The organism is Pseudomonas sp. H26/SER47-MNA-CIBAN-0231 (assembly GCF_040310465.1).
Classification (GTDB): Bacteria; Pseudomonadota; Gammaproteobacteria; order Pseudomonadales; family Pseudomonadaceae; genus Aquipseudomonas; species Aquipseudomonas atacamensis.
Map to the genome: position 1 here is coordinate 1 of NZ_JBEOPW010000002.1, position 23,782 is coordinate 23,782.

Sequence of the window (23,782 nt, forward strand, 5' to 3'; positions counted from 1 at the left end):
ATCGCAAGTCGGCGTATTTCGCCTGAACACCTCGGTCAGTCCCCTCTCCCTCCGGGAGAGGGCTAGGGTGAGGGGCTCTTGATCTGGCTTTGGCTTTTGCTTTTGATCTTTTGCCCTTTCGGCAGGCTTCGTTACGGGATCGATCCGGGTGTGGGAGCGCAGCGACCGTACGACGCAGTCGTACACAGCGAGTGTAGGTGCAGCGAAGCCGACCGGAGCCGCTGCGCCCGGATCGGTCCCGTAACGAAGGTACCCCGAGCCCCAGCGAGCGGGCCGTACGCCGGGGCAAAGCCTTTTGGGTTACCTTTTTGGCGTCTGAAAAAGGTGACTCGCTGTAAGAGCGAAACCGCCAGCGGCAGCACCCGCAGCAACGGATATGCCCCCAGAATCCAAGAACCAGTCGGCCCGAAGGCCGCTGAGACCACAAACAAAAACGGCCTCTATATAAGAGGCCGTTCCTGACACACCACTAAACCATCACAAAAAAAAGAAAAACCTTATTTGCGATCTTCCAGCTTGGTGATGTCACGCGACTCGTAACCGGTGTACAGCTGGCGCGGACGGCCAATCTTGTACGGGCTCGAAAGCATTTCTTTCCAGTGCGAAATCCAGCCCACAGTACGCGCCAGGGCGAAAATCACCGTGAACATGCTGGTTGGAATGCCGATCGCCTTGAGGATGATCCCCGAATAGAAGTCGACGTTCGGGTACAGCGAGCGCTCGATGAAGTACGGGTCGGTCAACGCGATCTCTTCCAGGCGCATGGCCAGTTCGAGTTGCGGATCGTTGTTGATGCCCAGTTCCTTCAGCACTTCGTCGCAGGTCTGCTTCATGACAGTCGCGCGAGGGTCGCGGTTCTTGTAGACGCGGTGACCGAAGCCCATCAACTTGAACGGATCGTTCTTGTCCTTGGCCTTGGCGATGAACTTGTCGATGTTCGACACATCGCCAATCTCGTCGAGCATGGTCAGCACGGCTTCGTTCGCACCGCCGTGGGCAGGACCCCACAGTGCGGCGATACCGGCGGCGATGCAGGCGAACGGGTTGGCACCCGAAGAGCCGGCCAGACGCACGGTGGAGGTCGAAGCGTTCTGCTCGTGGTCGGCGTGGAGGATGAAGATCCGGTCCATGGCCTTGGCGAGTACCGGGCTGATCGGTTTGATCTCGCACGGGGTGTTGAACATCATGTGCAGGAAGTTTTCCGCGTAAGTCAGATCGTTGCGCGGGTACATCATGGGTTGGCCCATGGAATACTTGTAAACCATCGCTGCCAGGGTCGGCATCTTCGCAACCAGACGGATCGCGGAAATTTCGCGATGCTGCGGGTTATTGATGTCCAGGGAGTCGTGGTAGAAGGCCGAGAGGGCGCCGACTACACCGCACATGACGGCCATCGGGTGGGCGTCGCGACGGAAACCGTTGAAGAAGGTTTTCAGTTGCTCGTGAACCATGGTGTGGTTCTTCACGGTGCTGACGAACTGGGCCTTCTGTTCTGCGGTCGGCAATTCGCCGTTGAGCAGCAGGTAGCAGGTTTCCAGGTAGTCCGACTTTTCAGCCAGCTGTTCGATCGGGTAGCCGCGGTGCAACAAAATGCCGTTGTCGCCGTCGATATAGGTAATTTTCGATTCGCACGAAGCGGTCGACATGAAACCCGGGTCGAAAGTGAAGCGGCCCGTGGCCGTCAGGCCCCGAACATCGATTACATCGGGACCAACGGTGCCGGTTAAAATGGGCAGCTCGACGGGGGCTGCGCCCTCGATGATCAACTGCGCTTTTTTGTCAGCCATGTGGCCTCCTATTTATGCTTGAACCATCAGACAGACCCCCCACGCAGGGCCCGCACCACTATAGTGAGATAAATTCGAATGTCAATTTGCCTAAAGTCTTGCTCCAGAAGGCTTTAAGCCGACTTTTTCCTCGAAATTGCCTGCCATTTACGCCTTTTATGCAACTTGTGCAATCCGCTATTGGGGGTAGGTGAACGCGTTGTCATTAGTAGCCTAACTGTCTATACTCGGCCACCGACCGCCAAGGGCTTTTGGGCTTGCTTTCATTGGGGGTCGCATCCCTGGGTGGTGGTTACCTGACCAGTGCACTCCCCAACAACTTTGCCCTGATTGTTAGGGGCTCTTCAGTGTGAAAAAAAAGCCGTGAAAAGCCAACGACCTGTAAACCTAGACCTAAGGACCATCAAACTCCCAGTCACTGCTTACACGTCCATTCTTCACCGTATCTCCGGTGTCATCCTCTTCGTGTGCCTTGCCATCATGCTTTACGCATTGGACAAGTCGCTGAGCTCCGAGGAAGGCTTCGGTCAGGTGAAAGCGTGTCTGACCAGTCCGCTAGCCAAGCTAGTGATTTGGGGCATCCTGTCCGCTCTGCTGTATCACCTGGTAGCCGGTGTGCGCCACTTGATCATGGACATGGGCATCGGTGAGACGCTGGAAGGCGGCAAACTGGGCTCGAAAATCGTTATCGCCGTTTCCGTGGTGGTAATCGTTCTGGCAGGAGTCTGGATATGGTAACTAACGTCACTAACCTGTCGCGTTCGGGCCTCTATGACTGGATGGCACAGCGTGTGTCTGCGGTCGTTCTCGCGGCTTACTTCATCTTTCTGATCGGATACATCGTCGCCAACCCTGGCCTCGAGTATGCCCAGTGGCATGAACTGTTCGCTCACAACGGAATGCGTATTTTCAGCCTGCTGGCCCTTGTTGCTCTGGGCGCTCACGCCTGGGTCGGCATGTGGACCATCGCGACCGACTACCTGACGCCAATGGCGTTCGGCAAGTCCGCAACGGCGATACGTTTCCTTTTCCAGGCGGTATGCGGCGTTGCGATGTTCGCTTACTTCGTCTGGGGTGTGCAGATTCTCTGGGGTATCTGATTCATGGCTAACATTCCAACGATTTCTTTCGACGCCATCATTATTGGTGGTGGCGGTGCCGGCATGCGCGCTGCGCTGCAGCTGGCACAGGGCGGCCACAAGACTGCGGTGATCACCAAGGTTTTCCCGACCCGTTCGCACACTGTGTCCGCGCAGGGCGGCATCACGTGCGCCATCGCTTCGGCCGACCCGAACGATGACTGGCGCTGGCACATGTACGATACCGTCAAGGGTTCCGACTATATCGGTGACCAGGACGCTATCGAATACATGTGTCAGGAAGGCCCGGCCGCTGTTTTCGAGCTGGACCACATGGGTCTGCCGTTCTCGCGTACCGAGCAAGGCCGCATCTACCAGCGTCCGTTCGGTGGCCAGTCCAAGGACTACGGCAAGGGCGGTCAGGCTGCACGTACTTGCGCTGCATCCGACCGTACCGGTCACGCGCTGCTGCACACGCTTTATCAGGGCAACCTGAAAGCCGGTACCACGTTCCTCAACGAGTACTACGCTGTTGATCTGGTGAAAAACCAGGAAGGCGAATTCGTTGGTGTGATCGCGATCTGCATCGAAACCGGCGAAACCTCCTACATCCGTGCCAAGGCCACCGTCCTGGCCACTGGCGGTGCAGGCCGTATCTACGCGTCCACCACCAACGCCCTGATCAACACCGGTGACGGCGTCGGCATGGCTCTGCGTGCTGGCGTGCCGGTACAAGACATCGAAATGTGGCAGTTCCACCCGACCGGCATCGCCGGCGCCGGTGTACTGGTTACCGAAGGTTGCCGTGGTGAAGGTGGTTACCTGATCAACAAGCACGGCGAGCGTTTCATGGAGCGTTATGCTCCGAACGCGAAAGACCTTGCAGGTCGTGACGTGGTTGCCCGTTCGATGGTCAAGGAAATCATCGCCGGCAACGGTTGCGGTCCGAATGGCGACCACGTAATGCTCAAACTCGACCACCTGGGCGAGGAAGTGCTGCACAGCCGTCTGCCAGGCATCTGCGAACTGTCGAAGACTTTCGCCCACGTTGACCCGGTCGTTGCTCCGGTTCCGGTTGTGCCGACCTGCCACTACATGATGGGCGGCGTTGCCACCAACATTCATGGCCAGGCGATCACCCAGAACGCCGAAGGTCAGGACCAGATCATTCCTGGCCTGTTCGCGGTAGGCGAAGTGGCTTGCGTATCGGTACACGGTGCGAACCGTCTGGGCGGCAACTCGCTGCTCGACCTGGTGGTCTTCGGTCGCGCTGCCGGCCTGCACCTGGAAAAGGCGTTGACCGATGGCATCGAATACGACGACGCTACCGAGTCCGACATCGAAGCTGCACTGTCGCGTCTGAACGCGCTGAACAACCGTACCGACGGTGAAGACGTTGCCACCCTGCGTCGCGAGCTGCAAAGCTGCATGCAGAACTACTTCGGTGTATTCCGTACCGGCGAATACATGCAGAAGGGCATCGCTCAGCTGGCCGATCTGCGCAAGCGTATCGCCAACGTGAAGATCAACGACAAGTCGCAAGCGTTCAACACTGCACGTATCGAAGCGCTGGAACTGCAGAACCTGCTGGAAGTGGCTGAAGCTACCGCCATCGCGGCCGAAGTACGTAAAGAGTCCCGCGGCGCTCACGCCCGTGAAGACTTCGAAGACCGTGATGACGAAAACTGGCTGTGCCACACCCTGTACTTCCCGGGTGACAAGCGCGTCACCAAGCGTGCCGTGAACTTCTCGCCGAAGACTGTTCCGACTTTCGAACCTAAAGTCCGGACTTATTAAGGGTGACCGCCATGTTGCAAGTCAGTGTTTATCGCTACAACCCTGATCAGGACGCTGCGCCGTTCATGCAGGATTTCCAGGTCGATACCGGTGGTAAAGACCTGATGGTGCTGGACGTGCTGGCCCTGATCAAAGAGCAGGACGAAGGTTTCTCCTATCGTCGCTCCTGCCGTGAAGGCGTCTGCGGCTCCGACGGCATGAACATCAACGGCAAGAACGGTCTGGCCTGCATTACGCCGCTGTCTGCCGTTGTAAAAGGCAACAAACTGATCGTTCGTCCGCTGCCAGGTTTGCCGGTTATCCGTGACCTGGTCGTCGATATGAGCATCTTCTACAAGCAATACGAGAAGGTGAAGCCTTACCTGCAGAACGACACGCCGGCTCCGGCCATCGAGCGTCTGCAGTCGCCAGAAGAGCGCGAAAAGCTCGACGGTCTGTACGAGTGCATCCTGTGCGCCTGCTGCTCGACCTCTTGCCCGTCCTTCTGGTGGAACCCGGACAAGTTCCTGGGTCCTGCTGCGCTGCTGCAAGCCTACCGCTTCCTGGCAGACAGTCGCGACACCAAGACCAGCGAGCGTCTGGCTTCACTTGACGACCCGTTCAGCGTTTTCCGCTGCCGGGGCATCATGAACTGCGTCAACGTATGTCCGAAAGGCCTGAACCCGACTAAGGCCATCGGTCACATCCGTAACATGCTGCTTTCGAGCGGCGTGTGATTCAGCTGCTGTAACCGTTGCACCGTAGAGGCTGTGGCGCGGGCTTCAACCCGCGTCATGGCTATAACCAGAGCCGTAGCCATAAGCTGCAGCTCTTCTTTTGAAGAAATGAGACAAGCAGGGGCATCCGGGCTGGTACCCGGACTATCAGTGTGATCCTAGGTGGCTTGTTTTAGTCGCTGCATTCGGACTTCTGCAAGTTTGCTCGGTGTCGACACCGATGGTGTTCCCCTAACCGAGGGTGACCAAGCATGCAAGAAAGCGTGATGCAGCGCATGTGGAACAGCGCCTACCTTTCAGGTGGAAACGCTGCCTATGTGGAAGAGCTTTATGAGCTCTACCTGCACGACCCTAACGCTGTGCCAGAAGAGTGGCGCACCTACTTTCAGAAGTTGCCAGCCGACGGCAACTCTGCCACTGATGTTTCGCACTCGACGATTCGCGATCATTTCGTGCTGCTGGCAAAGAACCAGCGCCGCGCCCAACCGGTTTCCGCCGGCAGCGTGAGCAGTGAGCACGAGAAGAAGCAAGTTGAAGTGCTGCGATTGATCCAGGCCTACCGTATGCGTGGCCACCAGGCAGCCCAGCTTGACCCGCTGGGGCTGTGGCAGCGTCCTGCACCTGCAGACCTGTCGATCAATCATTACGGCTTGACCAATGCCGATCTTGATACGACCTTCCGTGCCGGCGACCTGTTCATCGGCAAAGAGGAAGCGAGCCTACGCGAAATTCACGAAGCGTTGCAGCAGACATATTGCCGCACCATCGGCGCTGAATTCACGCACATCACCGATTCCGAGCAGCGCCAGTGGTTCCAGCAGCGTCTGGAAAGCGTGCGTGGTCGTCCGACGTATTCCGCCGACATCAAGAGCCACCTGCTTGAGCGCGTGACTGCCGGTGAAGGCCTGGAAAAATACCTGGGCACCAAATACCCGGGCACCAAGCGTTTCGGTCTGGAAGGCGGCGAAAGCCTGATTCCGATGCTCGACGAACTGATCCAGCGTTCCGGCTCGTACGGCACCAAGGAAGTCGTCATCGGCATGGCCCACCGTGGCCGTCTGAACGTACTGGTCAACACCTTCGGCAAGAACCCGCGCGAGCTGTTCGACGAGTTCGAAGGCAAGAAGAAGGTCGAGCTGGGTTCCGGTGACGTTAAATACCACCAGGGCTTCTCGTCCAACGTGATGACCACCGGCGGTGAAGTTCACCTCGCCATGGCGTTCAACCCGTCCCACCTGGAAATCGTTTCCCCGGTGGTCGAAGGTTCGGTGCGCGCCCGTCAGGACCGTCGCAACGACCTGACCGGTGAGAAAGTTCTGCCGATCTCCATCCACGGTGACGCGGCATTCGCCGGTCAGGGCGTGGTCATGGAAACCTTCCAGATGTCGCAGACCCGCGGTTTCAAGACCGGCGGTACCGTGCACATCGTGATCAACAACCAGGTTGGTTTCACCATCAGCAACCCGCTGGACTCGCGTTCCACCGAGTACGCCACCGACGTTGCCAAGATGATCCAGGCGCCGATCCTCCATGTGAATGGTGATGATCCGGAAGCCGTGCTGTTCGTGACCCAACTGGCCATCGACTACCGCATGCAGTTCAAGCGTGACGTGGTGATCGATCTGGTCTGCTACCGTCGTCGCGGCCACAACGAGGCCGACGAGCCAAGCGGCACCCAGCCACTGATGTATCAGCAGATCACCAAGCAGCGCACCACCCGTGAGCTGTACGCTGATCGCCTGACCCAGGCCGGTGTGCTCGACGCTGAACGTGTTCAGGCCAAGGTCGACGAATACCGCAACGCGCTGGACAACGGTCTGCACGTGGTGAAATCGCTGGTCAAAGAGCCGAACAAAGAACTGTTCGTCGACTGGCGTCCGTACCTGGGCCACGCCTGGACCGCGCGTCACGACACGCGTTTCGATCTGAAGACCCTGCAAGAGCTGTCCGCCAAGCTGCTGGAAATTCCGGAAGGCTTCGTCGTTCAGCGTCAGGTCGCGAAGATCTACGAAGACCGTCAGAAGATGCAAGCCGGCGGCCTGCCGATCAACTGGGGTTACGCCGAAACCATGGCGTACGCGACCCTGGCTTTCGAAGGTCACCCGATTCGCATGACCGGTCAGGACATCGGCCGCGGTACGTTCTCGCACCGTCACGCTGTGTTGCACAACCAGAAAGACGCGGGCACCTACATTCCGCTGCAGAACCTGTACGACGGTCAGCCACGTTTCGACCTGTACGACTCGTTCCTCTCGGAAGAAGCGGTACTGGCATTCGAATACGGTTACTCGACCACCACGCCAAACGCGCTGGTGATCTGGGAAGCCCAGTTCGGCGACTTCGCCAACGGTGCTCAGGTCGTGATCGACCAGTTCATCACCAGCGGCGAGCACAAGTGGGGCCGTCTCTGCGGTCTGACCATGCTGCTGCCACACGGTTACGAAGGCCAGGGCCCTGAGCACAGCTCGGCACGTCTTGAGCGTTACCTGCAGCTGTGCGCCGAGCACAACATTCAGGTGTGCATGCCGACCACGCCAGCGCAGATCTACCACTTGCTGCGTCGTCAGGTGATTCGTCCGCTGCGCAAGCCGCTGGTCGTGCTGACGCCGAAGTCGCTGCTGCGCCACAAGCTGGCCATCTCGACGCTGGAAGATCTGGCCGAAGGTTCGTTCCAGACCGTGATCCCGGAAATCGACGCACTGGACCCGAAAAAGGTCGAGCGCGTGGTTCTGTGCAGCGGCAAGGTCTACTACGACCTGCTGGAAAAACGCCGTGCCGAAGGCCGCGAAGATATCGCCATCGTGCGTATCGAGCAGCTGTATCCGTTCCCTGAGGACGACTTGAAAGAAGTCCTGGCTCCATACACCAACGTCAAACACGCCGTTTGGTGTCAGGAAGAGCCGATGAACCAGGGTGCCTGGTACTGCAGCCAGCATCACTTGCGTCGCAGCATCGCCAACCTCGACAAGACTCTCGTACTCGAGTACGCGGGCCGTGAGGCTTCGGCTGCGCCAGCTTGTGGTTACGCATCGATGCACGCCGAGCAGCAGGAAAAACTGCTGCAAGATGCTTTCACTGTTTAACGCCTTCGCGCTGACTGAAACCGAATTTTAAGGACCCACAGATAATGGCTATCGAAATCAAAGCCCCGTCATTCCCGGAATCGGTTGCCGATGGCACCGTTGCCACCTGGCACAAGAAACCAGGTGAGGCCGTCAAGCGTGACGACCTGATCGTCGATATCGAAACCGACAAAGTCGTGCTCGAAGTGTTGGCTGAAGCTGACGGCGTGCTGGGCGCAATCGTTGCCGAAGAGGGCGCTACCGTTCTGTCGAACCAGGTCCTGGGCTCGATCGAAGAGGGCGGCGCTGCTGCTGCCGCTCCTGCCGCCGCTGCTGCTCCGGCCGCTACTGCCGCTGCCGCACCAGCTGCTGCCGATGGCGAAGATGACCCGATCGCCGCTCCTGCCGCGCGCAAGCTGGCTGAAGAAAACGGCATCAACATCGCTTCCGTTGCCGGCACCGGCAAGGGCGGTCGTGTGACCAAGGAAGACGTGGTAGCAGCGGTTGCTGCCAAGAAAGCCGCTCCGGCTGCCGCACCTGCCAAGGCTGCTGCTCCTTCGGCTGCTGCGCCTGTGTTCGCTGCCGGCGACCGCATCGAGAAGCGCGTACCGATGACTCGCGTACGTGCCACCGTGGCCAAGCGTCTGGTTGAAGCCCAGTCGAACATGGCGATGCTGACCACGTTCAACGAAGTCGACATGACCGAAGTCATGGCTCTGCGTTCGAAGTACAAGGACCTGTTCGAGAAGTCCCACAACGGCGTACGCCTGGGCTTCATGTCGTTCTTCGTGAAAGCGGCCACCGAAGCACTGAAACGCTTCCCGGCTGTCAACGCGTCGATCGACGGCGGCGACATCGTTTATCACGGCTACGCAGACATCGGCGTTGCCGTTTCCAGCGACCGTGGCCTGGTGGTACCGGTTCTGCGTAACGCCGAGCTGATGAGCCTGGCTGAAATCGAAGGCGGCATCGCAACATTTGGCAAGAAAGCCCGTGACGGCAAACTGTCGATGGACGAGATGACCGGTGGTACCTTCACCATCACCAACGGTGGTACCTTCGGTTCGATGATGTCGACACCGATCGTCAACCCGCCGCAGGCAGCGATTCTGGGCATGCACAACATCATCCAGCGTCCGATGGCCATCAACGGTCAGGTCGTGATCCGTCCGATGATGTACCTGGCTCTGTCCTACGATCACCGCCTGATCGATGGCAAAGAAGCTGTGACCTTCCTGGTGACCATCAAGAACCTGCTGGAAGATCCGGCTCGTCTGTTGCTGGATATCTAAAAAGCAGCTGCAAGCTTTCAGCTACAAGCCTCAAGCTCAAGGCGAGCGGGTGGGCTTGCAGCTTGAAGCTTGCGGCTTGTAGCTTTATTGCTAAAGAGGATTTTTTGAATGTCGCAGAAATTTGACGTAGTAGTGATCGGTGCCGGCCCTGGTGGCTATGTAGCGGCCATCAAGGCTGCTCAGTTGGGCCTGACCACTGCCTGCATCGAGAAGTACACCGACGCAGAGGGCAAGCAAGCCCTGGGCGGTACCTGCCTGAACGTGGGTTGCATTCCTTCCAAGGCGCTGCTCGACAGCTCGTGGAAATACAAGGAAGCCAAAGAGAGCTTCAACGTTCACGGTATCTCGACCGGCGAAGTCAAAATGGACGTCGCTGCGATGGTTGGCCGCAAGGCTGGCATCGTCAAGAACCTGACCGGCGGCGTTGCCACCCTGTTCAAGGCCAACGGCGTTACTTCGATCCAGGGCCACGGCAAGCTGCTGGCCGGCAAGAAAGTCGAAGTCACCAAGCCGGACGGTTCGGTTGAAGTCATCGAAGCGGAAAACGTCATCCTCGCGCCAGGTTCGCGTCCGATCGACATTCCACCGGCTCCGGTTGACCAGAAAGTCATCGTCGATTCGACTGGCGCTCTGGAGTTCCAGTCCGTACCTAAACGTCTGGGCGTGATCGGCGCTGGCGTGATCGGTCTGGAGCTGGGTTCGGTATGGTCGCGTCTGGGTGCAGAAGTGACTGTTCTCGAAGCACTGGACACTTTCCTGATGGCAGCGGACACCGCTGTTTCCAAGGAAGCGCTGAAAACCCTGACCAAACAGGGTCTGGACATCAAGCTGGGCGCTCGCGTTACCGGTTCGAAAGTCAACGGCGAAGAAGTCGTCGTCAACTACACCGATGCCAACGGCGAACAGACCATCACTTTCGACAAGCTGATCGTAGCCGTTGGTCGCCGTCCGGTGACCACTGATCTGCTGTCTGCCGACTGTGGCGTGGAAATCGACGAGCGCGGTTTCATCGCGGTCGATGACCATTGCGTCACAGCTGTACCGGGCGTCTTCGCCATCGGTGACGTGGTTCGCGGCATGATGCTGGCCCACAAGGCTTCGGAAGAAGGCATCATGGTTGTCGAGCGCATCAAGGGCCACAAGGCTCAGATGAACTATGATTTGATCCCTTCGGTTATTTATACTCACCCGGAAATCGCGTGGGTTGGCAAAACCGAGCAGGCGCTGAAGGCCGAAGGCGTTGAAGTCAACGTCGGCACCTTCCCGTTCGCCGCTTCCGGCCGTGCCATGGCTGCCAACGATACCGGTGGTTTCGTCAAGGTCATCGCCGATGCCAAGACCGACCGCGTATTGGGCGTGCACGTGATTGGCCCGAGCGCTGCAGAACTGGTTCAGCAGGGCGCGATCGGTATGGAATTCGGCACCAGCGCTGAAGACCTGGGCATGATGGTTTTCTCCCATCCGACCCTGTCCGAAGCCTTGCACGAAGCTGCTCTGGCAGTGAATGGCGGCGCCATTCACATTGCCAACCGCAAGAAGCGTTAAGACATAATAAGAAACCACGGCGGCAACGGCCCGTCGTGAGCCTTGCGAGCAAGACTCACCGCGGAATGTCCGCCGGACGCAGTCTTGCGTAGCCCAGCTACGCAAGCAGCAGTCACAGGTGGCGCGGCACTCAAACGAGCGCAGCGCCGAATGCGCAGTACCTAACGAAGACGGTAAAAAGCATGAATCTTCACGAGTATCAGGGTAAGCAGCTGTTCGCTGAATACGGCCTGCCAGTTTCCACTGGTTACGCAGTAGACACCCCGGAAGCAGCAGCAGAAGCTTGCGACAAGATCGGCGGCAACGAGTGGGTCGTCAAAGCCCAGGTTCACGCCGGTGGTCGCGGTAAAGCGGGCGGCGTAAAGCTGGTTCGCAGCAAAGAAGACGCCAAAGCCTTCGCACAGCAGTGGCTGGGCAAGCGTCTGGTGACTTACCAGACTGACGCCAATGGCCAGCCAGTCACCAAGATCCTGGTTGAATCGTGCACTGATATCGCTAAAGAGCTGTACCTGGGCGCTGTCGTTGACCGTTCGAGCCGTCGCATCGTGTTCATGGCTTCCACAGAAGGTGGCGTGGACATCGAGAAAATCGCTCACGACACTCCAGAAAAAATTCTCAAGGCCACTATCGATCCACTGGTTGGCGCTCAGCCATCCCAGGGTCGCGAGCTGGCATTCCAGCTGGGTCTGGAAGGCAAGCAGGTCACTCAGTTCGCCAAGATCTTCGTAGGTCTGGCCAAGCTGTTCAAAGACCACGACCTGGCTCTGCTGGAAGTGAACCCGCTGGTGATCAAGGCTGACGGCGATCTGCACTGCCTCGACGCGAAGATCAACATCGACGCCAACGCCATGTACCGTCAGCCTAAGCTGAAGGCTTTCCACGATCCGTCGCAGGACGATCCGCGCGAAGCGCACGCTGCCAAGTTCGAACTGAACTACGTAGCCCTGGAAGGCAACATCGGCTGCATGGTCAACGGTGCCGGTCTGGCCATGGGTACCATGGACATCGTCAACCTGCATGGCGGCAAGCCAGCCAACTTCCTCGACGTAGGTGGTGGCGCTACCAAGGAACGCGTTACTGAAGCGTTCAAGATCATCCTGTCCGACCAGAACGTCGCGGCAGTACTGGTCAACATCTTCGGCGGCATCGTTCGCTGCGACATGATTGCCGAAGGCATCATCGGCGCTGTGAAAGAAGTCGGCGTGAAAATCCCGGTTGTTGTTCGCCTTGAAGGCAACAACGCTGAGCTGGGCGCTAAAGTACTGGCAGAAAGCGGTTTGAACATCATCGCTGCTACCAGCCTGACCGACGCTGCTCAACAAGTTGTCAAAGCTGCGGAGGGCAAATAATGAGCGTCCTGATCAATAAAGACACCAAAGTTATCTGCCAGGGTATTACCGGTTCGCAAGGTAGTTTCCACACCCAGCAAGCCATCGAATACGGCACCAAGATGGTTGGTGGCGTAACTCCAGGCAAGGGCGGCACCGAGCACCTGGGTCTGCCAGTGTTCAACACCGTAAAAGACGCAGTAGCTGCCACTGGCGCTACCGCCAGCGTGATCTACGTTCCGGCTCCGTTTTGCAAGGACTCGATCCTGGAAGCGGCATTCGGCGGCATCAAGCTGATCGTCTGCATCACCGAAGGCATTCCTACCCTGGACATGCTGGACGCCAAAGTTAAGTGCGACGAGCTGGGCGTAGTCCTGATCGGCCCTAACTGCCCAGGCGTGATCACCCCAGGCGAATGCAAGATCGGCATTATGCCAGGTCACATTCACTTGCCAGGCAAGGTCGGTATCGTTTCGCGTTCCGGCACCCTGACCTACGAAGCTGTGAAGCAGACCACTGACGCCGGTTTCGGTCAGTCGACTTGCGTCGGCATCGGCGGTGACCCGATCCCGGGTTCGAACTTCATCGACATCCTGAAGCTGTTCCAGGAAGACCCGAAGACCGAGGCGATCGTGATGATCGGCGAGATCGGCGGTTCGGCTGAAGAAGAAGCGGCTGCCTACATCAAGGCTAACGTGACCAAGCCGGTTGTTTCCTACATCGCTGGTGTGACTGCTCCTCCGGGCAAGCGCATGGGCCATGCTGGCGCAATCATCTCTGGCGGCAAAGGCACTGCAGACGAGAAATTCGCTGCGCTGCAAGACGCAGGCGTTAAAACCGTGCGTTCGCTGGCAGACATCGGCAAGGCCCTGGCCGAGCTGACTGGCTGGGAAGTGAAGAAGTAAGCTTCGGCTGACTTTTTAGCTCCAGCAACAAAGGCCACCTTCGGGTGGCCTTTGTCGTTTCTGGCTTATGAGAATTTTGAGCGCTGTTTTGGCGAGGGGATTTATCCCCGCTGGGCTGCGAAGCGGCCCCCATGCAAGCGACCATGATCAGTCAGGCAGTTCCAGCTCGGATTCTTTGGGACTGCTGCGCAGTCCAACGGGGATAAATCCCCTCGCCACAGGTTTGCTGTGATGAATACGTGTTCTCTGTATGAAAAATAGATATGTAAACGCGACACGGAAACGTCGCGTATCGGATAGTTCGCCCTCCAACAGTGCGTTTTTCAGCCAAATTCGTTAGGCTGGCCGCCATTTTTGCGTCCGCCGCCCACAAGGCAGCCACGCGCTTTAAGGGTCAGTCCCATACGGATCGACAGCATTTCCCTAATCCAACAGGGCAATCCCCCTCTAAATTCCGATTTCAGTAGTGTGGTATTACCTTAATGAAAGTTTTGAAAGGTCAGGACATCCTGGCACTTGGTTTTATGACGTTTGCCCTGTTTGTCGGGGCCGGTAACATCATTTTCCCGCCGATCGTTGGCTTGCAGGCCGGACCTCACGTCTGGATGGCTGCGCTGGGCTTTCTGATTACCGCCGTTGGTTTGCCGGTAGTCACTGTGGTGGCGCTGGCCAAGGTCGGCGGCGCGATGGATGCGCTGAGCAGCCCGATCGGCAAGATCGCCGGCGGTATCCTCGCGGCGGCATGCTATCTGGCTGTGGGGCCGCTGTTCGCCACTCCGCGTACCGCGACCGTATCCTTTGAAGTGGGTCTGGCGCCATTGACCGGTGAAAGCCCGCTGGCGCTGTTCCTCTACAGCTCGGTGTACTTCCTGCTGGTGTTCTTCATTTCGCTCTACCCTGGGCGATTGCTGGATACCGTGGGCCGCTTCCTCGCGCCGCTGAAAATCTTTGCGCTGGCAGTACTGGGCATCGCCGCGTTCGCCTTGCCGGCGGGTGACATCGGTCACGGCACTCCAGAGTATGTGGCGGCACCGTTTTCCCAAGGCTTCATCAATGGTTACCTGACCATGGATACCCTCGGCGCACTGGTATTCGGCATCGTTATCGTCAACGCGATCCGCTCCCGTGGCGTCGAGTCGCCAGCGCTGATCACCCGTTACGCGATCATTGCCGGGCTGATTGCCGGCGTGGGTCTGGCACTGGTCTACGTCAGCCTGTTCCGCCTCGGGTCCGGCAGCCATGAAGTCGCGGTCGGCGCCACTAATGGCGCGGCGGTGTTGCATGCGTACGTGCAGCACACCTTCGGTTCGCTGGGCAGTGGTTTCCTTGCGGTGCTGATCTCGCTGGCGTGTCTGGTCACGGCGGTTGGCCTGACCTGTGCCTGTGCTGAATACTTCAGCCGTGTGCTGCCACTGTCCTACAAGACGCTGGTGATTATCCTCGCAGCGTTCTCGCTGCTGGTCTCCAACCTCGGTCTGACCAAACTGATTGCTTTCTCGATTCCGGTACTCACTGCGATCTACCCGCCGTGCATCGTTCTGGTCGCGCTGAGCTTCTGCAAGGATTTCTGGCATGAGCACGGGCGCATTCTTGGCCCGGTGATGCTGGTGTCGTTCCTGTTCGGCACCATCGACGCCTTGAAAGGCGCTGGTCTGGCCGACTGGATGCCAACTCAGCTGACCCATCTGCCGCTGAGCGAGCAGGGTCTGGCGTGGCTGGTGCCGTGCGTGATGACCCTGGTGGTCGCCGTGGTCTGCGATCGCCTGCTGGGCAAGCGCAGCGAAGTCACTGCCTGACGTGGTTCAGACCCGCCACAAGTGGGTCAGCCCCGGTTAAACAGAAATGCCCCGTATCAATCGATACGGGGCATTTTTTATCAGAGCTGATAATCCTCAGCCCAGATAACGTACGACCAGAGCTCCCACATTGACGTTGTCGCTGTCACGGCTCAGGAGTATTCGCTTGTCGGGCTGCACTGCTACCGAGATCCATTGCATACCGGGCCCCATAGAGTGAGTCACGTATCCCTTGCCATCTCCAAAGGTTGTGTCCAGTTCACCCGTTGCCAGATAGCGGCAGGCAAGCATTTGCTCCCTGGTTATTTGCCCTGTACTCCCCACCACAACCAAGCCATCCTCAGGCTCACCACTTAGATCGAACAAAGTGCAACCGTCGGTTAATCCAAGATCAGTGACAACAGGCTTACCCTGATTGAATGCGAGATTTGGTCTACCGTTCGGGTTGTACGCGGCCATCATTGCTTTGCGTCCTTTACCCCAAACGTCGTCAGGCGATGTGTCGACCTGGCCAGCAACAAAGAAGCTGCCGTCAGCACGTAACATCAGGCTTCGTACGCTGGCCGGGTAATCCGATGGAATGTAGACGGTCCCGGTGCCATCATCGCCGAAGTCTTTATGGGGCGTTCCATCGACGTTCAGGCGCACAATCTTTCCTTCTCCAGCCCTCGAACCTGCGACTGTGATTACTCCATCCTCTGCCACTGAAATAGAAGCAATGCCCATTGCAAGATCCAACCAGCCTTTGTTGTTGAAAGCGGTATCGAAATCTCCTTTCTGATCAAGTCTGAACAATCGGTTGCTTTGACCGACGAGTATTTTTTCATCAGCAGTCAGTACTAACCTGGTTCTGGATTGCGACTTGATGGAAGCTTCCGGTTTTGGCAATTGCGATTCGGACTGTGGCAGGAAAGGGACGTAAACCGTCCCATCGGGACCGAAATCGCGATCTCTTTCACCATCAGCGAAGAATCTGGCAAGCGCAAATCGAGTTCCTTGGTCCTCATCATATTGATACCCAAAAAGCAGCGCCTTACCGTCTTTATAAAGACAGGCGCCAGTGCCGCTGGCTTGTCCCGAACCTGTAAACGTACCTACGATCAAACCGTTTTCGTTGAAGCCAGTATCGTTAGTACCGTCTGCCAGTAATTGCGCCAAATGAAAACTGACCTTGCCCTCTACAACAGTTTGTCCCACGAGAAGGATCTTTCCATCCGGGCGCAAGCCTGCGATGTTCAAAGCCTGGCTTCCCGTAGCAAATGACTCGGCGTACCCCCGGTTGCCAAACGTTGTGTCAATGGGCAGCGCAGCGTTCAAAGGTCTCATGCTCAAATCCTTGTCTGATAGGGGAGCGGTCAGTGTTCCCGTTTGAGAAAACGACCTTATGCCTCGCCATACCCTAAGCGCTACTGTCAGAGTTGACAGGTATAAGCCTCTGAAAACTGATAGCTGCGGTCTATTTTGAATAAATTTGACTCTTCAATGAGCGTGTCTTTTTACGAGCCAACACGTCGAAACGAAGGGTTCCCTCCATCATTCCTCTTGCTCAGGACAACGAATGTCGTTCATCCAAGCCAATCTGATCCACTTGCTCGCCGCCGTCTGGTTCGTCGTCTGCTGGGGCGGTTACACCCGTTATGCCACCTGGAAGGCCCGTGATACGGCGTGTCTGGCCAGCGTGTTGCACCTTTACCGCGAAGACTGGATGCGCCGCATGCTGCTGCGTGACAACCGCATCGCCGATGCCAGCGTGATCGGCAATCTGGAGCGCAACGCCTCGTTTTTCGCGTCCAGCACGCTGATCATCCTCGCCGGTATTCTCACCGTGCTCGGTGCGTCCGACCGAGCCGTGTCGTTGTTGGCGGATATTCCGATGGTGCAGCAGGCGTCGCAGGGCATGTCGGAGATCAAGTTGCTGTGCCTGGCACTGGTGTTCGTCTATGCGTTCTTCACGTTCAGCTGGTGCATGCGCCAATACAACTTCGCGGCGATTCTGGTCGGTTCAGCGCCGATGATCGGCGAGCGCCAAGTGACCGAGCAGGAACGCAAGGCCTTCGCTTCACGGGCGGCGCGGGTGATTTCGATGGCGGCCAACCAGTTCAACTTCGGCCTGCGTTCTTATTACTTCGGCATGAGTATGCTGGCCTGGTTCGTCAGTCCGTGGCTGTTCATGATCATGAGCGCGGGAGTCGTGGTGGTGTTGTATCGCCGCGAGTTTCATTCCGACGTTCTCGATGTCATGGTCTATACCCCTACAGAGGCGCCCGTCCCTGAGGCGAACAAAGAGGCTGTTTGATGAGTATTCCGTTCTGGTGTGTGTTTATCAGTGCTTTATTGGTCTATGTGGCGCGTATGCCGGTGGCCAAGGCCATGAAAGAGCAGGGCGGGTATGACAATCACTTGCCGCGGCAGCAGCAGGCGCAGTTGACCGGCTTCGGTGCGAGGGCGCTGGCGGCCCATCAGAACAGCATTGAAGCCTTCATCCTCTTCGCTGTCGGCGTGCTGATGGCGCACACCACGCAAACCGCGGGTTGGCTGATCGATGCGCTGGCGATCATCTTCGTGATCTCGCGGATTTTCTATCTGTGGTTCTCTCTGGCCGATCTGGCGAAGTTGCGCAGCCTGATGTGGCTAGTTGGCTTCATCTGTTCGTTGTTGCTGATGATTAGTCCGACTTTTAGAACCGTGTTGCTCTAACCGGTAAATCGCAGGCAAAAGAAAACCCGCACTTGGCGGGTTTTCCTTTCACACCAGAAAGCTTATTGCTTTTTGGCGGCTTCTTCTTGAGCAGCGGCGTTCGATTCAGCCTGAGCTTTGGCAGCTTCGGCGTTTTCTTTTGCTGCGTCGTTCACTTTATCCTGAGCTTTGTTCATGTCTTGCTGAGCTTGCTCAGCATGTTGGTTGGCATCTTGAGCTTTGTCCTCGGATTTTTTATCGCAGGCAGCGAGACCGAGGGAAGCGGTCAACATCAAGGCAATAGCTAAAGTCTTACGCATGGGGTGTATCTCCTTATGGAAAATAACTACTGGCCTTAAGAACTCGGCGCTACGGGTTAAGTTCCTCAATTGTTTCAGATATATAAGTTTGTTTTATCACGGAACTTTTGCCGCTTTTCTCACTACTGGCACAAGGCCCAAACGCGAGTAATTATCACATGGCCGAAAACCCCGTTTTTGAGCGCGCGACGCGCTTCTTATCGGCATTGCGCCACTGTCAGGTCCTCGGTCTGCAGGTGCAAAGTGCCTCCAGCGAAGGGCTGACGGTGATCCTGCCGTACAGCGAAAAAATCGTCGGCAATCCCGAAACCGGAGTCATTCATGGCGGCGCCATCACTTCATTGATGGACACTGCATGCGGCATGTCGACCCTGTGCGTGCTGCCGGAGTTCGAAGTCTGTCCGACCCTCGATCTGCGCATCGACTACATGCACGCCGCTGAACCGAACAAAGCGGTGTACGGCTTTGCCCAGTGCTATCGCGTCACCACCGACGTGATCTTTGCCCGTGGTTTTGCCTACCAGGACGATCCCGAGCAACCGATTGCCCACGTCGTCGGCACATTCATGCGCATGGGCATCGGTCTGAAGGGCAGCAAAGGTTTCGCGGGCGCGATCAAGGGAGCGAGCCAATGAGCAACGATCTCAGGGAGCAGCTGCAACAGGCTCACGCGCAGGGCGATTACGCGCCGCTGCTGGCACTGATCCCTTATGCCGGGCTGATCGGTATCGAATGTTCGCGGGTTGGCGATGAGCTCTTGTTCAAGCTGCCGGCGAACAAGGACAACATTGGTAACCCTTTATTGCCGGCGATCCATGGTGGCGTGATTGCCGGCTTCATGGAGCTGGCCGCAGCCCTGCATTTGCTGATTTTCACCGGCACGCCGGGTGTGCCGAAGATCATCGATTTTTCCCTCGATTACCTGCGCGCCGGGCAGTTTCGCGACACTTGGGCCAGGTGTCAGGTCTGCCGTCAGGGCCGTCGCGTCGCTAACGTAGCGGTCACTGCCTGGCAGAGTACCGAGGCCGAACCGATCGCCACCGCCCGCGCGCACTTCAAAATTGATGAGCCCTTGAAATCCTGAACAGCGCCCCCAACTCAGATGACAACCCGCCGCAGACCATTTCGGGTCGCGGCCACTGCCATCTGATTGGAGTTTGATGACCATGAGTGTGGAAACTCAAAAGGAAACCCTGGGCTTCCAGACCGAGGTAAAGCAGCTGCTGCACCTCATGATCCATTCGCTGTATTCGAATAAGGAAATTTTCCTTCGCGAATTGATCTCGAACGCCTCTGACGCTGTCGACAAGCTGCGCTTCGAAGCCCTGGCCAAGCCTGAGTTGCTCGAAGGTGGCGCTGACCTGAAAATCCGTGTGAGCTTCGACAAGGACGCCAAGACCGTCACTCTCGAAGACAACGGTATCGGCATGAACCGTGACGATGTGATCACCCACCTGGGGACCATCGCCAAATCCGGCACCGCCGATTTCATGAAAAACCTGTCCGGCGATCAGAAGAAAGATTCGCACCTGATCGGCCAGTTCGGTGTCGGCTTCTACTCGGCCTTCATCGTTGCCGACAAGGTTGATGTTTACAGCCGTCGCGCCGGCACCGATGCCAGCGAAGGCGTGCACTGGTCGTCGAAAGGCGAGGGCGAGTTCGAAGTCGCCACCATCGACAAGCCAGAGCGCGGCACCCGCATCGTCCTGCACCTGAAATCCGGCGAAGACGAATTCGCGGATGGCTGGCGTCTGCGCAACATCATCAAGAAGTACTCCGACCACATCGCTTTGCCGATCGAACTGCCGAAGGAAGTCACTCCGGCCGAAGGCGAAGAGGCTCCAGCCGTTGAATGGGAAACCGTCAACCGTGCCAGCGCGCTGTGGACCCGTCCGCGCACTGAAGTCAAAGACGAGGAATACCAGGAGTTCTACAAACACATCGCTCACGACTTCGAAAATCCGCTGTCGTGGAGCCACAACAAGGTTGAAGGCAAGCTTGAGTACAGCTCGCTGCTGTACGTGCCGGCCCGCGCGCCGTTTGACCTGTACCAGCGTGAAGCGCCGAAAGGCCTGAAGCTGTACGTGCAGCGTGTGTTTGTGATGGATCAGGCCGAGTCGTTCCTGCCGCTGTACCTGCGCTTCATCAAAGGCGTGGTCGATTCCAACGACCTGTCGCTGAACGTGTCGCGTGAAATCCTGCAGAAAGACCCGATCATCGATTCGATGAAAACCGCGCTGACCAAGCGTGTGCTCGACATGCTGGAAAAACTGGCGAAGAACGAGCCTGAGCAATACAAAGGCTTCTGGAAAAACTTCGGTCAGGTCATGAAAGAAGGCCCGGCAGAAGACTTCGCCAACAAAGAGAAAATTGCCGGTCTGCTGCGTTTCGCATCGACCCAGGGCGACGACGGCGAGCAGGTTGTCGGTCTGGCTGACTACCTGGCCCGCGCCAAGGAAGGTCAGGACAAGATCTACTACCTCACCGGCGAAACCTACGCGCAGGTCAAGAACAGCCCGCACCTGGAAGTCTTCCGCAAGAAAGGCATCGAAGTGCTGCTGCTGACCGATCGCATCGACGAGTGGCTGATGAGCTACCTCAGCGAATTCGACGGCAAGACGTTTGTCGACGTGGCGCGCGGTGACCTCGATCTGGGCAACCTGGACTCGGAAGAGGACAAGAAAGCCGCAGAAGAAGTCGCCAAGTCCAAAGAAGGCCTGGTCGAGCGTCTGAAAACTGCTCTGGGTGATTCCGTGGCTGAAGTCCGCGTATCCCATCGTCTGACCGATTCGCCGGCCATTCTGGCCATCGGCGAACAGGACCTGGGCCTGCAAATGCGCCAGATCCTCGAAGCCAGCGGGCAGAAAGTCCCGGATTCGAAGCCGATCTTCGAATTCAACCCGAGCCACCCGCTGATCGAGAAACTCGATGGCGAGCAGAGCGAAGAGCGTTTTGGCGACCTGTCGCACATCCTCTTCGATCAGGCCGCCCTGGCGGCTGGCGACAGCTTGAAGGATCCGGCCGCTTACGTGCGCCGGCTGAACAAGCTGCTGGTTGAACTGTCGGTTTGATCACGTTGTAGGAAAAACCCGCTTCGGCGGGTTTTTTCGTTCTGGTGTTTACTCAATCAGGAGTCAGAAATGAGCCAAGTCACTGTACGTTCCGTGGTCTATCAGATTGACGGCCAGGCCTATGAAGGTCGCCTGGCGTTCGACGCCGAGCACAAGGCTGCGCGCCCGGGTTTGCTGATGGCGCCGAACTGGATGGGCGTCAGCGCCGGTGCCGAAGACATCGCCAAAGCGGTAGCGGCCAAGGGCTACGTGGTGTTGATTGCGGATGTCTATGGCCAGAGCGTACGTCCGCAGAACGCTGATGAGGCGCTGGCAGCGATGATGCCGCTCAAGGACGACCGCGCGCTGTTGCGCAAGCGCCTGCAAGTGGCTTTCGAGCAGTTGCAGAGCCAGGGCGAAGCCACGGTGGATACTTCGAAACTGGCGGTGTTCGGTTTCTGCTTCGGTGGTTGCTGTGCGCTGGACCTGGCCCGCACCGGCGCGCCGGTAAAAGCGGCGGTGTCGTTCCACGGCACGCTGGATTCGCCGAACCCGGCGGATGCGCAGAACATCAAGGGCTCGGTGCTCGTGCTGCATGGCGCATCCGATCCGTTGGTGCCGAAGGAGCAACTGCCAGCGTTCGAAGATGAGATGAACGCGGCGAAGGTCGACTGGCAACTGCTCAGCTACGGCGGCGCGGTGCACTCGTTTACCGACCCGCATGCCAATGTACCGGGCAAGATGATGTACGACGAAAAGACCGCCAAGCGCGCGTTCAAGTCGATGCATGATCTGCTGGATGAAGTGTTCAACGGTTAAAAGCGAAAAGCGAAAAGCCCCTCACCCTAGCCCTCTCCCGGAGGGAGAGGGAACTGATTGGGGGGCTCGGGAGTGGCGTCGACCTGAACGTGAATAGGCGAATCCATAATCGCCGAGATTTTTCAGGTCGATGTATAACGCAAGACGCCTCGGTCGGCTCCCTCTCCCTCTGGGAGAGGGCTGGGGTGAGGGTAAGCGGCTTAGCGCGGTAATTCGATCCGCTCGACTTCCCCCGGCACCGTCGGCCAATCCTTGGCCGCCCACTTGCGCCGTGCCTCATCAATCGCCGCTGGATCACTGGCAACAAAATTCCAGTTGATCCGCCTCGGACCGTCCAGCGCCGCGCCGCCGAACACCACCGCGTGCACATCGCTTTCGGCAAACAGGCTCATCTCTTCGCCGGCTGGCAACACCACCAGCGCATGCGGCTCGATCGCCTCGCCATTCAACTGCGCATCACCGCTCAACACATACACCGCGCGTTCTTCATGCTCGGTCGGAATCAGCAATGTGGTCGCGGTCTGCATCTTCACTTCCGCATACAACGTAGGAGAAAGCACCGGCACCGGCGATTCCAGGCAAAAGCCTGACCCTGCAATCATGCGAATCTGCACGCCAAGGTTATCGCTGACCGGCAACGTCGCTGCCGGGTGATGACTGTAATGCCCCGGGCCTTGTTCGTGCGCCTTGGGCGAGGCCAGCCAGACTTGCAGGCCATGCAGGGTGAAGGTCTCGGCGAGCAGTGGCGCTGGCGTACGCTCGACGTGGGCGATGGCGCTGCCGGCGGTCATCCAGCTGACATCGCCGGCACCGACCACTTGATCGGAGCCCAGACTGTCCTTGTGCTGCAATTGCCCTTCGAACAGATAGGTAAGCGTCGACAGACCAATGTGCGGATGCTGTCGGATATCCATGCCTTTACCCGTCGGATAAATCGTTTCGAGCATGTGATCGAAAAACACGAAAGGCCCGACGTTGCGGCATTTGGCTGACGGCAGCGGGCGCAGAATCGGCTGGCCTTCGACGTCTTCTGCGCGCGGGCGGATGATCAGGAGTGGCGTGTCCATGGTGCATTCCAGGCTGAGCGGGTGATGCCAGAAGCATAACCCGCCGCTGGCATCAGGAGGATTATTGGCTGTCGAAGCCTTGTGGTGCGTGGGTTTCGATACTGACTTCGCTGGTGGTCATCAATTTGTGAATCGGGCAGCGATCGGCCACACGCAGCAGTTCCTCGCGCTGGGCGTCGGTGAGTACGCCTTTGAGCGTAAGGGTGACATGCAGGGCGTATTTGCCTTTCTGTTCCTGGCTGTTGTCGCGCTTTACCTCGACTCCCACGCCGGTCAGCGGGATGTCTTTTTTCTTCGCATACATTTTCACGGTCAGCGCTTTGCAGGCGCCCAGCGCAGCGTCGAAGTAATCGTGTGGCTCGGGCGCGGTGCCTTCACCCCCGGCGGTTTTCGGTACATCGGCAAACAATTCGTGGTCGTCGATCTGGACGGTGTGACGAAAACCTTCGGCGGAGACGGTATTGACGGTAACAGTCATGGAAACCTCACAGGCGGTAGGAAAAATCGTTCGATCAAAGCAGACCCTGCAGTTATAGAGCATTC

The 23,782-nt window shown here is 57.9% G+C and carries 21 protein-coding genes; 16 read left to right on the forward strand and 5 right to left on the reverse strand.

All coding sequences use genetic code 11. The features are described from left to right. Positions 1–497: 497 nt before the first annotated feature. Positions 498–1,787, reverse strand: a complete 1,290-nt coding sequence (gene gltA, locus AAEZ10_RS02860; protein WP_003222994.1) for a citrate synthase — start codon at positions 1,785–1,787, stop codon at positions 498–500. 363 nt (positions 1,788–2,150) lie between these two features. Between gltA and sdhC the strand changes: the two genes are divergently transcribed. The 10 genes from sdhC to brnQ all read left to right on the forward strand — a co-directional run bounded on the left by sdhC (position 2,151) and on the right by brnQ (position 15,307). Next, a complete protein-coding gene (gene sdhC / locus AAEZ10_RS02865) occupies positions 2,151–2,525 on the forward strand; it encodes a succinate dehydrogenase, cytochrome b556 subunit (RefSeq protein WP_016773673.1) in 375 nt (124 codons plus the stop codon). Beyond that, positions 2,519–2,887, forward strand: a complete 369-nt coding sequence (gene sdhD / locus AAEZ10_RS02870; protein WP_008049683.1) for a succinate dehydrogenase, hydrophobic membrane anchor protein — start codon at positions 2,519–2,521, stop codon at positions 2,885–2,887. Before sdhC ends, sdhD begins: the two co-directional genes overlap by 7 nt. A gap of 3 nt (positions 2,888–2,890) precedes the next feature. Then, on the forward strand, positions 2,891–4,663 hold the full coding sequence (gene sdhA, locus AAEZ10_RS02875) for a succinate dehydrogenase flavoprotein subunit (RefSeq protein WP_024012149.1): 1,773 nt from the start codon (positions 2,891–2,893) through the stop codon (positions 4,661–4,663). Between the two features lie 11 nt (positions 4,664–4,674). Beyond that, the gene (locus AAEZ10_RS02880; protein WP_016773675.1) at positions 4,675–5,379 is read left to right on the forward strand and encodes a succinate dehydrogenase iron-sulfur subunit; all 705 of its coding nucleotides are present in this window, start codon (positions 4,675–4,677) and stop codon (positions 5,377–5,379) included. Between the two features lie 251 nt (positions 5,380–5,630). Continuing rightward, entirely contained in the window at positions 5,631–8,462 is a 2,832-nt protein-coding gene (locus AAEZ10_RS02885) for a 2-oxoglutarate dehydrogenase E1 component (protein ID WP_041479560.1), read from the forward strand. A 44-nt stretch (positions 8,463–8,506) separates the two neighbouring features. After that, on the forward strand, positions 8,507–9,733 hold the full coding sequence (gene odhB, locus AAEZ10_RS02890) for a 2-oxoglutarate dehydrogenase complex dihydrolipoyllysine-residue succinyltransferase (RefSeq protein WP_024012151.1): 1,227 nt from the start codon (positions 8,507–8,509) through the stop codon (positions 9,731–9,733). A 108-nt stretch (positions 9,734–9,841) separates the two neighbouring features. Then, positions 9,842–11,278: a dihydrolipoyl dehydrogenase gene (gene lpdA, locus AAEZ10_RS02895; RefSeq protein ID WP_016773678.1), complete on the forward strand. Its 1,437-nt coding sequence runs from the start codon at positions 9,842–9,844 to the stop codon at positions 11,276–11,278. Positions 11,279–11,460: 182 nt separating this feature from the next. Next, positions 11,461–12,627, forward strand: a complete 1,167-nt coding sequence (gene sucC / locus AAEZ10_RS02900; protein ID WP_016773679.1) for an ADP-forming succinate--CoA ligase subunit beta — start codon at positions 11,461–11,463, stop codon at positions 12,625–12,627. Beyond that, on the forward strand, positions 12,627–13,511 hold the full coding sequence (sucD, locus tag AAEZ10_RS02905; protein WP_016773680.1) for a succinate--CoA ligase subunit alpha: 885 nt from the start codon (positions 12,627–12,629) through the stop codon (positions 13,509–13,511). Before sucC ends, sucD begins: the two co-directional genes overlap by 1 nt. Before the next feature lie 482 nt (positions 13,512–13,993). Beyond that, the gene (gene brnQ / locus AAEZ10_RS02910; RefSeq protein WP_350567572.1) at positions 13,994–15,307 is read left to right on the forward strand and encodes a branched-chain amino acid transport system II carrier protein; all 1,314 of its coding nucleotides are present in this window, start codon (positions 13,994–13,996) and stop codon (positions 15,305–15,307) included. Between the two features lie 96 nt (positions 15,308–15,403). On the opposite strand, the gene AAEZ10_RS02915 is transcribed toward brnQ, so the two are convergent. Then, the gene (locus AAEZ10_RS02915) at positions 15,404–16,633 is read right to left on the reverse strand and encodes an NHL repeat-containing protein (protein ID WP_339100339.1); all 1,230 of its coding nucleotides are present in this window, start codon (positions 16,631–16,633) and stop codon (positions 15,404–15,406) included. 232 nt (positions 16,634–16,865) lie between these two features. Between AAEZ10_RS02915 and AAEZ10_RS02920 the strand changes: the two genes are divergently transcribed. Together AAEZ10_RS02920 and AAEZ10_RS02925 are read left to right on the forward strand one after the other, a co-directional pair. Beyond that, positions 16,866–17,603 carry a DUF599 domain-containing protein gene (locus AAEZ10_RS02920; RefSeq protein ID WP_016773682.1) on the forward strand — a complete coding sequence of 246 codons (738 nt, stop codon included), beginning with the start codon at positions 16,866–16,868 and terminating at the stop codon, positions 17,601–17,603. Further along, entirely contained in the window at positions 17,603–18,004 is a 402-nt protein-coding gene (locus AAEZ10_RS02925; RefSeq protein ID WP_350567576.1) for an MAPEG family protein, read from the forward strand. The genes AAEZ10_RS02920 and AAEZ10_RS02925 overlap by 1 nt, the downstream gene beginning before the upstream one ends. Before the next feature lie 62 nt (positions 18,005–18,066). Here AAEZ10_RS02925 and AAEZ10_RS02930 read toward each other — a convergent pair whose 3' ends face one another. Beyond that, positions 18,067–18,303 carry a hypothetical protein gene (locus AAEZ10_RS02930; RefSeq protein WP_007959016.1) on the reverse strand — a complete coding sequence of 79 codons (237 nt, stop codon included), beginning with the start codon at positions 18,301–18,303 and terminating at the stop codon, positions 18,067–18,069. A 158-nt stretch (positions 18,304–18,461) separates the two neighbouring features. Here AAEZ10_RS02930 and AAEZ10_RS02935 point away from each other — a divergent pair, with 158 nt between their 5' ends. The 4 genes from AAEZ10_RS02935 (at position 18,462) to AAEZ10_RS02950 (ending at position 22,172) form a co-directional block, all read left to right on the forward strand. Further along, positions 18,462–18,938, forward strand: coding sequence for a PaaI family thioesterase (locus AAEZ10_RS02935; RefSeq protein WP_122704674.1), 477 nt, complete (start codon positions 18,462–18,464; stop codon positions 18,936–18,938). After that, entirely contained in the window at positions 18,935–19,387 is a 453-nt protein-coding gene (locus AAEZ10_RS02940; RefSeq protein WP_016773686.1) for a PaaI family thioesterase, read from the forward strand. Before AAEZ10_RS02935 ends, AAEZ10_RS02940 begins: the two co-directional genes overlap by 4 nt. A gap of 82 nt (positions 19,388–19,469) precedes the next feature. After that, positions 19,470–21,374, forward strand: a complete 1,905-nt coding sequence (htpG, locus tag AAEZ10_RS02945; protein WP_042607640.1) for a molecular chaperone HtpG — start codon at positions 19,470–19,472, stop codon at positions 21,372–21,374. Between the two features lie 69 nt (positions 21,375–21,443). Beyond that, positions 21,444–22,172 (forward strand): dienelactone hydrolase family protein, encoded by a 729-nt coding sequence (locus tag AAEZ10_RS02950; RefSeq protein ID WP_122704671.1) that lies wholly within the window; start codon positions 21,444–21,446, stop codon positions 22,170–22,172. 200 nt (positions 22,173–22,372) lie between these two features. On the opposite strand, the gene AAEZ10_RS02955 is transcribed toward AAEZ10_RS02950, so the two are convergent. Together AAEZ10_RS02955 and AAEZ10_RS02960 are read right to left on the reverse strand one after the other, a co-directional pair. Next, a complete protein-coding gene (locus tag AAEZ10_RS02955; RefSeq protein WP_073472696.1) occupies positions 22,373–23,239 on the reverse strand; it encodes a pirin family protein in 867 nt (288 codons plus the stop codon). A 61-nt stretch (positions 23,240–23,300) separates the two neighbouring features. Then, positions 23,301–23,717: an OsmC family protein gene (locus tag AAEZ10_RS02960; protein ID WP_016773690.1), complete on the reverse strand. Its 417-nt coding sequence runs from the start codon at positions 23,715–23,717 to the stop codon at positions 23,301–23,303. Positions 23,718–23,782 lie beyond the last annotated feature (65 nt).

Coding starts and splice junctions, on each gene's coding strand:
- gltA (WP_003222994.1), bottom strand. CDS start 1,787: ATGGCTGACAAAAAAGCGCAGTTGATCATCGAGGGCGCAGCCCCCGTC.
- sdhD (WP_008049683.1), top strand. CDS start 2,519: ATGGTAACTAACGTCACTAACCTGTCGCGTTCGGGCCTCTATGACTGG.
- sdhA (WP_024012149.1), top strand. CDS start 2,891: ATGGCTAACATTCCAACGATTTCTTTCGACGCCATCATTATTGGTGGT.
- AAEZ10_RS02880 (WP_016773675.1), top strand. CDS start 4,675: ATGTTGCAAGTCAGTGTTTATCGCTACAACCCTGATCAGGACGCTGCG.
- AAEZ10_RS02885 (WP_041479560.1), top strand. CDS start 5,631: ATGCAAGAAAGCGTGATGCAGCGCATGTGGAACAGCGCCTACCTTTCA.
- odhB (WP_024012151.1), top strand. CDS start 8,507: ATGGCTATCGAAATCAAAGCCCCGTCATTCCCGGAATCGGTTGCCGAT.
- lpdA (WP_016773678.1), top strand. CDS start 9,842: ATGTCGCAGAAATTTGACGTAGTAGTGATCGGTGCCGGCCCTGGTGGC.
- sucC (WP_016773679.1), top strand. CDS start 11,461: ATGAATCTTCACGAGTATCAGGGTAAGCAGCTGTTCGCTGAATACGGC.
- sucD (WP_016773680.1), top strand. CDS start 12,627: ATGAGCGTCCTGATCAATAAAGACACCAAAGTTATCTGCCAGGGTATT.
- brnQ (WP_350567572.1), top strand. CDS start 13,994: ATGAAAGTTTTGAAAGGTCAGGACATCCTGGCACTTGGTTTTATGACG.
- AAEZ10_RS02915 (WP_339100339.1), bottom strand. CDS start 16,633: ATGAGACCTTTGAACGCTGCGCTGCCCATTGACACAACGTTTGGCAAC.
- AAEZ10_RS02920 (WP_016773682.1), top strand. CDS start 16,866: ATGTCGTTCATCCAAGCCAATCTGATCCACTTGCTCGCCGCCGTCTGG.
- AAEZ10_RS02925 (WP_350567576.1), top strand. CDS start 17,603: ATGAGTATTCCGTTCTGGTGTGTGTTTATCAGTGCTTTATTGGTCTAT.
- AAEZ10_RS02930 (WP_007959016.1), bottom strand. CDS start 18,303: ATGCGTAAGACTTTAGCTATTGCCTTGATGTTGACCGCTTCCCTCGGT.
- AAEZ10_RS02935 (WP_122704674.1), top strand. CDS start 18,462: ATGGCCGAAAACCCCGTTTTTGAGCGCGCGACGCGCTTCTTATCGGCA.
- AAEZ10_RS02940 (WP_016773686.1), top strand. CDS start 18,935: ATGAGCAACGATCTCAGGGAGCAGCTGCAACAGGCTCACGCGCAGGGC.
- htpG (WP_042607640.1), top strand. CDS start 19,470: ATGAGTGTGGAAACTCAAAAGGAAACCCTGGGCTTCCAGACCGAGGTA.
- AAEZ10_RS02950 (WP_122704671.1), top strand. CDS start 21,444: ATGAGCCAAGTCACTGTACGTTCCGTGGTCTATCAGATTGACGGCCAG.
- AAEZ10_RS02955 (WP_073472696.1), bottom strand. CDS start 23,239: ATGGACACGCCACTCCTGATCATCCGCCCGCGCGCAGAAGACGTCGAA.
- AAEZ10_RS02960 (WP_016773690.1), bottom strand. CDS start 23,717: ATGACTGTTACCGTCAATACCGTCTCCGCCGAAGGTTTTCGTCACACC.